This is a genomic window from Deinococcus sp. AB2017081 (genome assembly GCF_034440735.1).
Classification (GTDB): domain Bacteria; phylum Deinococcota; class Deinococci; order Deinococcales; family Deinococcaceae; genus Deinococcus; species Deinococcus rufus.
This window is the reverse complement of the sequence record NZ_CP140098.1, coordinates 2,204,268-2,217,206: the sequence shown is the minus strand read 5'-3', so window position 1 is coordinate 2,217,206 and position 12,939 is coordinate 2,204,268. Positions and strand designations below refer to the sequence as shown.

10 protein-coding genes are annotated in these 12,939 nt (G+C 71.7%); 7 read left to right on the top strand and 3 right to left on the bottom strand.

Features of this window, described 5'->3' with window-relative positions:
• Positions 1-11 precede the first annotated feature (11 nt).
• Complete coding sequence (locus U2P90_RS10695) at positions 12-3,332, bottom strand: heterodisulfide reductase-related iron-sulfur binding cluster (RefSeq protein WP_322472084.1); 3,321 nt, start codon at positions 3,330-3,332, stop codon at positions 12-14.
• Positions 3,333-3,458: 126 nt separating this feature from the next.
• Positions 3,459-4,079, bottom strand: a complete 621-nt coding sequence (locus U2P90_RS10690; protein WP_322472083.1) for a hypothetical protein — start codon at positions 4,077-4,079, stop codon at positions 3,459-3,461.
• Between the two features lie 83 nt (positions 4,080-4,162).
• Here U2P90_RS10690 and U2P90_RS10685 point away from each other — a divergent pair, with 83 nt between their 5' ends.
• The 7 genes from U2P90_RS10685 (at position 4,163) to U2P90_RS10655 (ending at position 10,522) form a co-directional block, all read left to right on the top strand.
• Positions 4,163-4,306 (top strand): hypothetical protein, encoded by a 144-nt coding sequence (locus tag U2P90_RS10685; protein ID WP_322472082.1) that lies wholly within the window; start codon positions 4,163-4,165, stop codon positions 4,304-4,306.
• A 130-nt stretch (positions 4,307-4,436) separates the two neighbouring features.
• The gene (locus U2P90_RS10680; protein WP_322472081.1) at positions 4,437-4,937 is read left to right on the top strand and encodes a hypothetical protein; all 501 of its coding nucleotides are present in this window, start codon (positions 4,437-4,439) and stop codon (positions 4,935-4,937) included.
• A gap of 139 nt (positions 4,938-5,076) precedes the next feature.
• Positions 5,077-6,102 carry a MoxR family ATPase gene (locus U2P90_RS10675; RefSeq protein ID WP_322472080.1) on the top strand — a complete coding sequence of 342 codons (1,026 nt, stop codon included), beginning with the start codon at positions 5,077-5,079 and terminating at the stop codon, positions 6,100-6,102.
• 88 nt (positions 6,103-6,190) lie between these two features.
• Positions 6,191-7,327: a DUF2201 family putative metallopeptidase gene (locus U2P90_RS10670; protein ID WP_322472079.1), complete on the top strand. Its 1,137-nt coding sequence runs from the start codon at positions 6,191-6,193 to the stop codon at positions 7,325-7,327.
• The gene (gene nudC, locus U2P90_RS10665) at positions 7,324-8,178 is read left to right on the top strand and encodes an NAD(+) diphosphatase (protein WP_322472078.1); all 855 of its coding nucleotides are present in this window, start codon (positions 7,324-7,326) and stop codon (positions 8,176-8,178) included. Before U2P90_RS10670 ends, nudC begins: the two co-directional genes overlap by 4 nt.
• Positions 8,175-9,572 carry a hypothetical protein gene (locus U2P90_RS10660; RefSeq protein ID WP_322472077.1) on the top strand — a complete coding sequence of 466 codons (1,398 nt, stop codon included), beginning with the start codon at positions 8,175-8,177 and terminating at the stop codon, positions 9,570-9,572. Before nudC ends, U2P90_RS10660 begins: the two co-directional genes overlap by 4 nt.
• Positions 9,569-10,522: an NUDIX domain-containing protein gene (locus U2P90_RS10655; protein WP_322472076.1), complete on the top strand. Its 954-nt coding sequence runs from the start codon at positions 9,569-9,571 to the stop codon at positions 10,520-10,522. The genes U2P90_RS10660 and U2P90_RS10655 overlap by 4 nt, the downstream gene beginning before the upstream one ends.
• A gap of 193 nt (positions 10,523-10,715) precedes the next feature.
• Here the strand turns inward: U2P90_RS10655 and U2P90_RS10650 are convergent, their stop codons facing one another.
• The gene (locus U2P90_RS10650; protein ID WP_322472075.1) at positions 10,716-12,938 is read right to left on the bottom strand and encodes an ATP-dependent helicase; all 2,223 of its coding nucleotides are present in this window, start codon (positions 12,936-12,938) and stop codon (positions 10,716-10,718) included.
• Position 12,939 lies beyond the last annotated feature (1 nt).

Sequence of the window (12,939 nt, the reverse complement as noted above, 5' to 3'; positions counted from 1 at the left end):
CCGCGCACGCTTCAGCCCTTCTGCTTCGGCACCCACTTCTTGCGCCCGCCCGTGCCGGGCTCGCTGGTGGCGCGCTCGCCCTCCTCCAGCGTGTTCTCGCCCACGTGGTCGAGGTGCACGTGCTCGGTGATGGGCGACGTGTCCGGAGCTGCATCGGGGGCGGTCTCGGCGGGAGGAGCCTCCGGACTTGCAGCCGGAGCGGCGGCCCTCGGCGTCCACTTCGGGCGGCCGGACGGGCCGGCGGCCGGGGCGGGCTCGGGGGTCGGAGCCGTCTGGACGGCCGGGCTTGGGCTCGAAGCGGGCGCGGACGCCTCCGTGACGGCGGGGGACTCGGCCACTGGAGCTGCGGCCTTCGGGGCCCACTTCCGGCGCTCGCCGGGGGCGGCGGGCTCCGCCGTGTCGGTGGTCGGTGCGACTGCCGGGGTAGCTTCTGGGGCTGGAGCGGCCTCGACCGGGGCGGGTGTCGGCGTGGCCTTCGCGCCCGGCGTCCACTTCCGGCGCTCCCCGGTGGAGGGCGCAGCCGTCGCGGCCGGTGTGTCGGCGTCCGGGGCGGGCTCTGCTGTGACCGGCTGAGCCGCGCTGTCCGGCGTCACCGGGGCCGCCACCACGTCGTCCGCCTTCGCCTTCGGGGCCCACGCCCTGCGGGCCGGGGCCTCGGAAGCAGCGGCGTCGGCCTGCGGAGCCGGTGCCGGCGTGGGGTTCACGTCGTCCGCCTTCGCGCGAGGCGACCACGCCTTTCGGGCCGGGGCCTCCGCTGGGGCGTCGGTGGCCGGCGCCGTAGCTGCGCGCACGTCATCGGCCGGTGGAGCCTCGGGAGTCTGGGCCGCCCCACCCGCTGGCGTCGCGTCGCCCTTCGCCTTCCAGCTCTTGCGGGCCGGGGCAGGATCGGGCGTCGCGGGCACCGGCACGGACTCGGGCTGCACAGGCCCCGGCTGCACGTCGTCGGCCGCGGCTTTCGCCTTCCACGCCCGGCGGGGAGTGGCCTCCGGGTGGGCGGCCTGCGGCTCGGGCTGCGTGTCGGCGTTCGCGGTGGGGCTGCCGGGCTGGGCGTTGATGACGTCGGCGCTCGTCTCCCCCACCACGGCCGCCGGGGCTCCCTCGGCGGGGGCGTCGCCGGTGCGGGCCATCGGCACCTGGGCGTTGGGCGCGCTGGCGACCTCCGGCTGTTCCAGCGGGGTGGCGTCGGGAACGGGGCCGGTCGGCTGGGCGGCGGGCGTCCGGAAGGTACCATCGGCGCGCTGCACGCTCTCCAGCAGGAGCTCCGCGACGTCCTTCACGACGATGTCGTCGCGGGACTGCTTCTCGGGGCTGGAGTTCATCATCGCCTTGCAGAACGGGCAGCCGACCGCGAGCACCTTGCCGGTCTGCTCGTACTCGGCGCTGGCGGTCTTCGCGCCGTCCAGGCGCGCCTGGATCTCGCGGAAGCGGTTGTCGGAGACGCGCTCGCGGCCCTCCTCCTCCTCCTTCCAGAACTGCGCGCCGCCCGCCCCGCAGCAGAACGAGTTCTCGCGGCTGCGCTCGAGCTCCAGCACCTCGCCGGCCATGCGGGTGATCAGGGTGCGGGGGGCGTCGTACACGCCGTTGTGGCGGCCCAGGTAGCACGGGTCGTGGTACGTGACGTGCTCCGCGAGCTGCGCGGTGGGCAGCTTCCCGGCCGCCACCAGCGTCTCCAGGTACTCGGTGTGGTGGATGGTGCGGTAGTCCCCGCCGAGCTGTTTGTACTCGTGCCCGATGGCGTTCATGCAGTGCGGGCACGTGGCGACGATCAGCTTGGGGTTCACGGTGTTGAGGGTCTCGACGTTCTCCTGGGCGAGCGTCTGGTACAGGAACTCGTTGCCGCTGCGGCGGGCGGCGTCGCCGGTGCACGCCTCCTTCTTGCCGAGCACGGCGTAGTTCACGCCGGCCTTGTCGAGGAGCTGCACGAAGCTCCGGGCGACCTTCTGCGCGCCGGGGTCGTAGCTGGCGGCGCAGCCCACCCAGTACACGACGTCGGGGGTGGGGTTCTCGTCGATGGTGGGCACGCGCAGGCCCTCGGCCCAGTCGAGGCGCTTGTCGCGCGAGATGCCCCAGGGGTTGCTGGCGCGCTCCATGCCGCGGAACGCCGTCTGGAGCTGCTGCGGGAACTCGCCGGCGACCATGACCTGATGGCGGCGGATGTCGATGATGTCGAGCATCTGCTCGTCCTGCACCGGGCAGACCTCCATGCACGCGCCGCAGGTGGTGCACGCCCACACGGACTCCTCGTTGATGGCGTACTCCAGCAGTGGGTGGGCGGTGCTCGCGCCGGACTCGAAGGCCGCGGGCTTCAGCGTGAAGGGGCTGGGGTGCGACGCGATGACGTTGAGCTCCATGCGCTTGTTGATCTCCAGCGCGGCCGGGCTCAGCGCCTTGCCGGTGGCGTTCGCCGGGCACACGTCTTGGCAGCGGTTGCACTGGATGCACGAGTACGCGTCGAGCAGGCGCGGCCACTCCAGCTCCTCCAGCTTCTCGACCCCCAGCTTCGGCTCCTCGGCCTCCATCGCCTCGGTAAGACCCTTCATGGGCGGCAGGACGCCGCTGCCGACGGGGCGCTTGAGGGCGTAGTTCAGCGGGGCCATGAAGATGTGGATGTGCTTGGTGTACGGGAAGTACGCCAGGAACGCGAGGACGCTGCCGAGCGCGCCCCAGTACCCGAAGATGCGCCAGCCCTGCGTGACGGCCTCGGACGCGCCGCCGAACAGGACGCTGCCGAGGGCGGTGCTGAACGGCTGGAAGGCGTCGCCGCCCTCCTGCGCCATCTTGGCGGCGTTGCCGAGCACGCGGCTGCCGACGTGGAAGATGATGAACCCCGACACGATCAGCGAGTCGCGCAGGATGTAGTTGGCCCTCAGCAGCGGGTGAAGCAGTGTCTTCTCGGTGAAGCGGAAGTCGCGCCTGCTGGGCAGGAACAGGCGGCGCACGACCAGCGAGACCACGCCGACGAGCACGAGGACGCTGAGCAGGTCGGCCAGGGCGTTGTACAGCGCGAACAGCGGATTGGCTTCCGAGTCGATGTGGAAGTTGATGTACCCTTCCAGGCCGTCCACGACGTTCACGAGCAGGTAGTACACGAAGCCGTAGAAGATGAACGAGTGCAGCACGCTGATGGCCGTGCGCCGCCGGAACGTGCGCTCCTGCGTGAGGCTGACGCGGATCGCCGACAGCACGCGCTGTGCGGGCCGGTCGAAGCGGGCCTCGCTGGCGGCGGCCCCGCGGGCCACGCGGCGGTACAGGCGGTAGAAGCCCCACAGGCCGAAGCCCCCGGCAACCAGGGCGAACAGGGCAAAGAGGATCTGGTGGGTCAGGGGCAGCAAGGGACAACTCCTTCGGGCAGGGCGCGAGGCGGTGATCTAAACTTGTACTGAGTCAAAATATACCGTATCGCACAGGTCAGCCGTGCACCGTATCGCAGAGGTCAGCCGTGCACCGTATCGCACAGGTCAGCCGTGTACCGCATCCCGCGTCAGGCCGAGGTGCAGGAAATACACCTCGTCGCCCTGCGACTCCGAGGCCTGCTCGAAATACTCCATGACCAATGCCAGCATGCGCTCCCGCAGTTCACGGGCCTGCTCGCGGCGCAGGCGCATCACCCCCCACTCGTTCAGCGGCGCGTCCCAGCCGCCGGCCGAGGCCTGCGCCAGTTGCAGGGGTGTGACCTCGCGGCGGATCAGCGCTCCCTGGGGCGTGGCCTGGAGCAGCACCAGCCAGTCTGGCGACAGCCGGCGGTATTCCTGGGTGTAGCCCTGGAGCAGCCGCTCCCAGCCGGGGCCGTTCAGGTGCCCCAGCATGTCCTCCAGCGGCATGACGCGGGTGGGATCGACCAGAAATTCCAGCGCGACCGCGCGGAACTGCGCGGGGCGGCTGCCCTCTACCTCGGTCAGCAGGCCCAGTTTCACGAAGCGCTTGACCCAGTACGCCAGGGCGCTGTGGGAGTAGCCGGTCGCCTCGGCCACCGCCGCGACCGTCTGGGCCTCCAGCATGAAGGGAGCGAGCAGCCGCGTCTTGGACGAATCCAGCAACACCTCGACAGCGGCAGGATCGTCAATTGTAACGCGTGACATATCGAAAGTCTACCGGTTTTTTTTCATCGCGCCGGCAGTAGCCTCCGTCCAGCGCACCATCCCCCGCCTTCAGGAGGCCAGTCATGAACCGAATCCTCGATCCGTCCCGCGTGACCCGTACCCTCGCCGTGGCCGCCGCCCTGCTGCTGGGCAGCGCCCATGCCAGCGAGACCGGCGGCGGCGATCCACCCCTGTTCTGCAAGGTCTGGCTGTGTAGCAGCAAGTAACCCCCGTGTGACCTGACCCGGTCGCGGCTGTCCTGCCGCCGACCCGTCCAGTCCTGTCCCCGCGTCACCTCCGCCCGTCGGAGGTGGGCGTCGTTCCTTCACCATCCAACACCGTCCAAGGAGTGTTCCCATGCGCCGATCCATCCCGACCCTGCTGCTTCCCCTTGTCCTGGCCGCATGTGGCGGCGGGGCTACGCCGAACCCGAATCCCAATCCGAACCCGACTCCGGTCAACCAGATCCGTGCCCGAATCGTGGCGTGCCCGCTGGTCAACCAGTCGTCCGATCCCGCTGCCAGTGCATGTCTGGCCGGTACCTACTCGGGCAAGACCCTGAGCGGCGCGGACTGCTCGCTGGTCGTCCAGGCGAACGGCGACTACACGTTCACCAGCCCCGCCCTGAGCACCACGTATGTCGCCAGCGACCGCACCATCCGCGTGTTCGGGCACCAGAACGTGGGCGGCATGCATCAGGTGATCTGGCTGATCGGTGATCCCATACAGTCCGGCGACTCCTACGACCTGGACTTCAAGTATGCCGACGGGCTGGGCAGGACGCTGGAGATCGAGGCGACCAAGCGCCCAGCCGCAGGCGGCACGCTCAGCAGTACCTGCACCGCCGTCCTGAACTGATCCTCCCCCCACGCCCGGACGCCCGCCACCCCCCGGCGGGCGTCCCCATCACCGGTTCCGGCATCCGGCCCGTCACGCGGTGCCGGCCCCCCCAAGTCTGAACTTGCTCCACCGAGCACAAAAGCCCTAGCGTGACCGGGTGAGCCTCACTGCTGCCGAACTGCAAACGTACCTGAGTTCGCTCGTCACGGGCGACCTGAAGCTCTCCACCATGATCTGGGGGCCGCCCGGCATCGGCAAGAGCGCCGTCGTGGCGCAGGTGGCCGCAAAATACGACTTCGACTTCGTGGACGTGCGGCTGTCGCAGCTCGCGCCTACGGATCTGCGCGGCCTGCCCGTGCCGGAGGCCGACGGCCAGGGGGGCGGCACCAGCCGCTGGTACCCGCCGGAGTTCCTGCCGCGCGGAGGCCGCGGCATCCTGTTCCTCGACGAGGTGAACATGGCCCCGCCCACCATGCAGGGCATGGCCCAGCAGCTGATCCTCGACCGCCGCGTGGGCAGCTATGTCCTGCCGGACGGGTGGTTCGTGTGGGCTGCCGGGAACCGCAAGGAGGATCGCGCCAGCGTGTTCGACATGCCCGCGCCGCTCGCCAACCGCTTCCTGCACCTGACGGTGCGGCCCGACTTCGACTCGTGGCGCGCGTACGCACTGGGGCGCGGCCTGCACGAGCACGTCATCGCGTTCCTGACGTTCCGCCCGGAACTGCTGCATCGCCTCGACCCGCAGCAGCCCGCGTGGCCCAGCCCCCGCGCGTGGGAGATGGCGTCGCGCCTGCACCGCGCCGGCCTCGACGCCGCGCCCGCCATCGGCGAGGCCGCCGGGGCCGAGTTCAGCGCCTTCGTGCGCCTGTACGAGCAACTCCCGGATCTCGGCATCGTGCTGGAGGGCCGTGGCGGCGGCCTGCGGCTGCCGGACGAGCCCAGCGTGCGCTACGCCGCCGTCGTGGGCCTCGCCGCCCGCGCCGCCACCGCCGACGAGGCGTACCACGCCTTCACGTGGCTCGCGGACACCGCCGGCCCCGAGTGGCTGCAGCTGTACGTGGCCACCCTGGTCAGCAAGTTCCAGGCGATCGGGCAGCTCGCCGACCTCGCTGACCTCGTCGCCCGCGACGAGCGTCTGGCTGCGCTGGTGCAGGGCACGCTGGAGCTCACGGAGGGGATGTGAGGGCAGGGGGCAGACGGCAGATGGCAGATGGCCAGACGCACCCAACGCCGTCAGCCTTCTGCCCTGAGCCTTCAGCCAGGGTCACGCCATGAGCGCCCCCATCCCCGTCACGCCGGAGTTCCAGCGCCTCATCTCCGGCTCGCGCCTGCGGCTGCGGGGCAAATCGGCGTTCTTCGCCACGCTGCTGCTGCACGCGGAGTTCGTGCCGTCGCGGGAGGTGGCGGCGGCGGGCACGGACGGCGAGCGGGTGTACGTGAACCCCGAGGTGGCCGCCAGTCTGCCGAGCGACGTGCTCGACGGCCTGCTGCTGCACGAGGTGCTGCACGCGGCGCTGTCGCACGTGCAGCGGCGCGGCCCGCGCGAGAAGAAGCGCTGGAACAGATCCGCCGACCTGATCGTGAACGGCATGGTGGACGCGGCGGGCCTGCCCACGCCGCCGCAGTCGCGCCGGGACGAGCACCTCGAGAAGCTGAGCGTGGAGGAGGTCTACACGTCCCTGGAAGGCGAGGCGGAGGGAGACGGCGAGGACGAGGGCGACGACCTGCTCGACAGCCCGCCCGGCGACGCGCCCGCGAAGCAGGGGAAGCCCGGGCAGAGCCCGCAGCGGCAGTGGCAGCAGGCGCTGGCGCAGGCGCGCAGCGTGGACGCCATGGGCGGCGGCAAGGGCGACGATCCGCTGGGCCTGCACCGCGAACTCATGCGCCTCGCGCCCGCGCGGCTGGACTGGCGGGCGCACCTGTGGCGCTTCCTGGCGCGCACGCCGGTGGATTTCGGGGGCTTCGACCGGCGTTTCGTGGGGCGGGGCCTGTACCTGGAGGCGCTGGACGACGAGTCCCTGACCGCCCTGATCGCCGTGGACACCTCGGGCAGCGTGGACGACGACGCCGTGCGCGCGCTGGTGGGCGAGGTGCAGGGCGTGCTCGGCGCGTACCCGCACGTGAAGGCCACCCTGTACTACGCCGACACCGAGGCGTACGGCCCGCACGTCCTGACCGCGGGCGGCGACATCCCCCCGCCGCAGGGGGGCGGCGGCACGGACTTCCGCCCGATCTTCCGCCTGCTGGACGAGCACGAGCCCGACGTGCTGATCTACCTGACGGACGGCTACGGTGACTTCCCGGAGGCGGCCCCGGCCCTCTCGACCCTGTGGGTGGTGCCGCCGGGCGGGCTGGAGGACGAGGGCTTCCCCTTCGGCGAGGTGCTGCGGCTGGAGGAGCACGCGTGAGCGCGACCGAGCTGCCCGCGGCCTTCGTGCCCGACCGGACGCTGGTGCCGGGTTCGGACGCGACGTGGTTCGTGTTCGACGGGCACCGGCTGGTATTGCGAGGCGGCGACGCCCTTCCGACTGGGACAGAGCTGCCGGTGGTGGACGCCGTGGCCCTGGGCACGCTGGACGGCATGCCGCTGTTCGCGGGCGGGCTGGACGGCGACGTGCCGCCCGGCTTCGAGGCCGTGCCCCTGCGCGCCGCCTTCGGAAAGCTGGACGAGGCGCACATGGGCGTGGCCGGGTACGCGGCGCAGCTCGTGGACTTCGTGCGCACGCACCGGTACTGCGGGCGCTGCGCCACACCGCTCGTCGAGTCGGGGCACGAGCGCTCGCGGGTGTGCCCGGCGTGCGGCCTGACCGTGTACCCGCGGGTGGCCCCCGTGGCGATGGTGCTCATCCGCAGAGGCGAGGGCCCGCAGACGGAGCTGCTGCTGGCGCGCGGGCCGCACTTCGCGCCGGGCATGTACTCGGCGCTCGCGGGCTTCGTGGAGCCGTCCGAGACGCTGGAGCACGCCGCCCACCGCGAGGTGCGCGAGGAGGTCGGTGTGGCCATCACCAACCTCGCGTACGTCCTAAGCCAGCCGTGGCCGTTCCCGCACTCGCTGATGGTCGGCTTCGACGCCGTGTATGCCGGGGGCGACATCGTGCCGCAGCCGGGCGAGATCGAGGACGCCCGCTGGTTCCCGGTCACGGCACTGCCCACCGTGCCGCCGCGTTTCTCGATCGCGCGGCAGCTCATCGACCGGGCGGTGAACCGCGCCCTGCACAGCGACGGGCGTGCGGGGGACGTGGCATCATTCCCGGGATGACGTTCCCGGAACTCGACCCGCGCACCCTGACGATCCTGGGCGTCGAGGGCGCGCTGGAGGCGGCCGCCATGCCGCGCGCCACCGCCGACACCCTCAGCGGCCTGAGCGCACACCCGGACGCCCGCGTGCGCGCCCTGGTCGCCCGGCACCCCAACACCCCGGTTGAGATCCTGGGCACGCTCGCCGCGGCGTACCCGGCGGACGTGCTCGCCAACCCGGGCCTGCCGCTCATGCGCCTGGCGCGGCCGAACTTCCTGGCCACGTTCCCCGCCGACAGCGTGATCGCGCTGCTGAACGCCGAGCACGCCCCCGCGTGGATCACAGACGCGGCACTGCGGCACGAGGACTACTCGGTGCGCACCGCGCTCGCGTCGCGCGCCGGCCTGAGCGCCGAGCGGGTGGCGGCGCTCGCGCAGGACGCCGGGTGGCAGATCCGCGAGGCGGTCGCGCGACGCGACGGCCTGCCGGAGGCGCTGGTGCGGCAGCTCGCGGCCGACGACGACTACGACGTGCGCAAGGCCGTCGCCGCGCGCCCCGACCTGCCGGGCGACGTGCTGCGCACCTTCGTGGGCGACCCGCACGGCCTCGTGCGGGCCAGCGTGGCGCGGCGGCTCGACCTGCCGCTCGACTGCATGATCTCGCTCGCCGCCGACGGCGACGCCGACGTGCTCGCCACCCTGGCCCGGCGCGTGGATCTGCCGCGGGGCGTGCGCGAGTGGCTCGCCACGCACGACCAGGCCACCGTGCGCGCGGCGGCCCTCCAGGGCTGGACGGTGCCGCCCGCGTGGCTGGCCCGCGCCGCGCAGGACGCCGACCCGGACGTGCGCGCCGCCCTGGCCCGACGGCCCGACGCCGATCCCGCGTCGCTGGTGACCCTCGCCGCCGACGACAACGAGAGCGTGCGCCGCGCCGTGCTGGAACGCAGCGACCTCCCGGACGACGCCGTGCTCGCGCTGGCCCGCTCGCCCGAACAGGACATCCGCCTGCACGTGGCGAGCGCCGAGGGCCTGAGCGGCGCGGTGCTCGACGTGCTCGTGCGCGACCCCGACCCGAGCGTCCGCACCGTCCTGACCGTGCGGCCCGACCTGGGCCCCGCACGCCTGGTGGCCCTGGCCGCCGATCCCAACCCCGAGGTGCGCCGCGCCGCCGCGTATGCCCCCGCGACTGGCCCCGACACGCTGGGAACCCTCGCCCGCGACCCGAACGCCGGGGTGCGCCGCGCCGCCGCGCAGCACCCGCACCTGCCCCCGGCCGCGCAGGCGGCCCTGGCCGCCGATCCCGACGACGGCGTGCGCCTCGCCGTGGCGGGCCGCGCCGACCTGTCTTCGGAACTCCGCGCCGCCCTGCTTGCCGACGCCGACGCCAGCGTGCGCGCCGAGGCCGCCGGCCCGTGACCGACGTCCGCCTGCCCGTGGGCGACGTGCAGTTCAGCGTGAGGGCGGCCGTGCTGTGCGTGCGGGACGGCCATCTCCTGACGAACACCGGCGTGGACGAGCGCGGCGACCCCTTCTGGTTCCCGCTGGGCGGCGCGCTGGGCACCGGGCAGGACGCCGTGACGGCCGCGGCCCGCGAGTGGGCCGAGGAGACCGGCTGGCCCGCCGGGCCCCTCACTCTCGCCGGCATCGGCGAGAGCGTCTTTATCAAGGACGGCCGGCCCCACCACGAGCTCACGTTCTACTCGCGCATGGACGCGCCCGCCGGGTTCCCCACCGGAGCCTTCGGCGTGCTCGACGACGACCGCTTCACGTGCGAGTGGCTGCCCCTGACCGCCCTGGGCACGCGGCCCCGCCTGGAAGCCCAGGTGCGCGCCATGCTGGACGCCCCGCCGGGCACGCTGGCCCACGTCGTGCAGCGCGAGGACGGCTGGGCGGCCCCACCCGGCACGCCCGACGTCCGCTTCCCGCTGGGCGGCCTGAAGTTCAGCGTCCGGGTGGCCATCGTGTGCGTGCGCGGCGACCGCGTGCTCACGAACAGCGCGGACGGCCTGCCGTTCCACTTCCTGCCCGGCGGGGCCCTCGGCGCGGGCGAGGACACCGCCACCGCCGCCGCCCGCGAGTGGAGCGAGGAGACCGGCGTGCCCCCCGGCCCCCTGCGCCTCGTGGGCGTGGTCGAGAACTTCTTCGGCCCGCCGGACAAACGCCAGCACGAGCTCGGCTTCTACTACCGCATGGACGCCCCGGACACCCTGCCGGACACGCCGTTCGCCGTGAAGGACAACGGCGACGTGACGTGCCAGTGGGTGCCCGTGGCCGAGTGGGCGCAGACCCCGGTGTACCCCCTCGCCGCCGCGTCGCTGCTGGACGTGCCGGCTGGCGAATGCAAGCACATCGTCAGCCGGGGGTGACGCGCACGAGGACGGTGGTCACACGCCCCCTCACCCTTCCGGCGCGGCGCGCCTCCCTCCCTCTCCCCCTGTGGGAGAGGGATAACAGAAGCTCAATTCTTGCGACCACCAGCGCCGTCCGACACGCACTGTGCTCAGCGCCGCTCCCTCTGCCCCACTGCGGTACGCGGACTTGTGGGGGGCGGGGCTCTCTTCACACCGGTGACAGGTTCGCGAACTTCACCAGCAGTTTCTTCGTTCCCGCCGACGGGAAGTGCACCGTGACCTCCTGCCGCTCCCCCATGCCCGCGACCGCCAGCACCTGCCCCTCGCCGAACTTCGGGTGGCGCACCTTCTCCCCGCCGCGGTACGCCATGCCCTCGGTCATGGGGCTGGTGTTCTTGACGGCGCTGGGCGAGGCGGGCACGGTGGGCCGGTACTGTTTCCACGTCTTGGCGCGGTACTCGACGACCTGCCCGTAGGGGTCGATGGTGTCGAAGCCGTCCCCCAGCTCCTCCAGAAATCGGCTGTCCTCGGCGCTGTTGGTCTTGCCGTACTGCATGCGGTTCTCGGCGGCGGTGAGGAACAGGCGATCCATGGCGCGGGTGATGCCCACGTAGAACAGGCGGCGTTCCTCCTCGATGCCGCCGGCCTCGACGAGGGCTCCCTTGCTGGGCAGCAGACCTTCTTCTGCGCCGACGATGAACACCACGGGGAATTCGAGGCCCTTGGCGTTGTGCATGGTCATGAGGGTGACGGCGTCCTCGGGGGTGCCCTTATTCTCCTGCCTGGTGCGCATGTCGTCGACGCTGGAGAGCAGCGCGGCGTCGTCGAGGAAGTCCTGAATCGTGCCCTCGTTGTCCTGCGACCATTCCTCGGCGGCGTTCACGAGTTCCTCGAGGTTCTCGACGCGCACCTGGCCCTCCTGACCCTCGGCCTTCAGGAGGTCGAGGTAGCCGCTCGTCTCGATGACGTAGCGCAGGAAGGGGGCGGGCTCATAGTTCTCGGCGGCCTCGCTCATGGCGGCCATGAGATGAGCGAAGTCCACCGCCTTCTGAGCGCCCCGGTCGAGGATGCCGTCGTCGGCCGCGCGGGCGCATGCCTGAAGCAGGCTGACCCCCTGGATGCGCGCCCAGTCGAGCAGCTTCTCCAGCGCCGTGTCGCCGATGCCGCGTTTGGGTCGCCCGATGATGCGGCGCAGGGCGACGTCGTCGCTCGGGTTGATGGCGAGGCGGGCGTAGGCGAGGATGTCCTTGATCTCGCGGCGGTCGTAGAAGCCGACGCCCCCGACGATCTTCGCGGGGATCTGCACGCGGCGCAGACTCTCCTCCATCACGCGGGACTGGGCGTTCGTGCGGTACAGGATCGCCATCTCACTGAACTTCCGGCCCTCGACGTTGTGCAGCCGGGTGAGCCACTCGGCCACGAAATCCCCCTCGGCGCGGTGGTCGGTGGCGCGGTGGAACACGACCGGGTGCCCGTCCTCCTTGACAGCCCGCAGGGTCTTGTCGAGCCGCTCGGTGTTCTTCTCGATCAGGCGGTTGGCGATGCCGAGCACGCGGGCGCTGGAGCGGTAATTGTGCTCCAGCATGTACACCTTCGCATCGGGGTAGTCCTTCTGGAAATCGAGGATGTTCTGGATGTCGGCACCGCGGAACTTGTAGATCGACTGGTCGGGATCCCCGACGACCAGCAGGTTCCGGTCTCTGGAGGCCAGCAGCCGCGTCAGCTCGTACTGCGCCTTGTTGGTGTCCTGGTACTCGTCGACGTGAATGAACTTCGCGCGGTTCTGCACGGCGTTCAGGACACCGGGCACCTCGCGGAACAGGCGCACGGTCTCGGTGATGAGGTCGCCGAAATCGATGGCGTTCTGGCCCTTCTTGCGCGTCTCGTAGCGGCGGTAGGCCTCGGCGGCGGCGTCCTTGGGAATGCCGCTGATGTACGGTTCATAGGCGCGGTCGAGGTCGTCGGGGGTCTGCAGGTTGCTCTTGGCGCGGTCAAGGATGCCGCGCAGGGTGCGGGGGGTGGTGTCCGGCCCGATCCCGGGGATGCTCCCCATGATCTCCTTGAGGAGGTCGAGCTGGTCGTCGTCGTCGTAGATGACGAAGCCGCGCCGGAGGCCGATGTGCTCGCCGTACGCGCGCAGGATGCGGACGCCGGCGGAGTGGAAGGTGCTCATCCACAGGTCACTGGCACCGGGGACGAGGTGGCTGGCGCGCTCGCGCATCTCGGCGGCGGCCTTGTTGGTGAAGGTCACGGCGAGGATCTCGCCCGGCTGCACGCCGTAGTGGGCGATGAGGTGGGCGATGCGGTAGATCAGGGTGCGGGTCTTGCCGCTGCCGGCACCGGCGATCACCAGGGCGGGGCCGGTGTAGTGGTCGGCCGCCTGGGCCTGGGTGGGGTTGAGCGCGTTGAGGAGATCCGGCGCGGTGGTCACC

What these genes read in the sequence shown, in the direction of transcription:
- U2P90_RS10690 (WP_322472083.1), bottom strand. Translation starts at nt 4,079, where the DNA reads ATGTCACGCGTTACAATTGACGATCCTGCCGCTGTCGAGGTGTTGCTG.
- U2P90_RS10685 (WP_322472082.1), top strand. Translation starts at nt 4,163, where the DNA reads ATGAACCGAATCCTCGATCCGTCCCGCGTGACCCGTACCCTCGCCGTG.
- U2P90_RS10680 (WP_322472081.1), top strand. Translation starts at nt 4,437, where the DNA reads ATGCGCCGATCCATCCCGACCCTGCTGCTTCCCCTTGTCCTGGCCGCA.
- U2P90_RS10670 (WP_322472079.1), top strand. Translation starts at nt 6,191, where the DNA reads ATGAGCGCCCCCATCCCCGTCACGCCGGAGTTCCAGCGCCTCATCTCC.
- U2P90_RS10660 (WP_322472077.1), top strand. Translation starts at nt 8,175, where the DNA reads ATGACGTTCCCGGAACTCGACCCGCGCACCCTGACGATCCTGGGCGTC.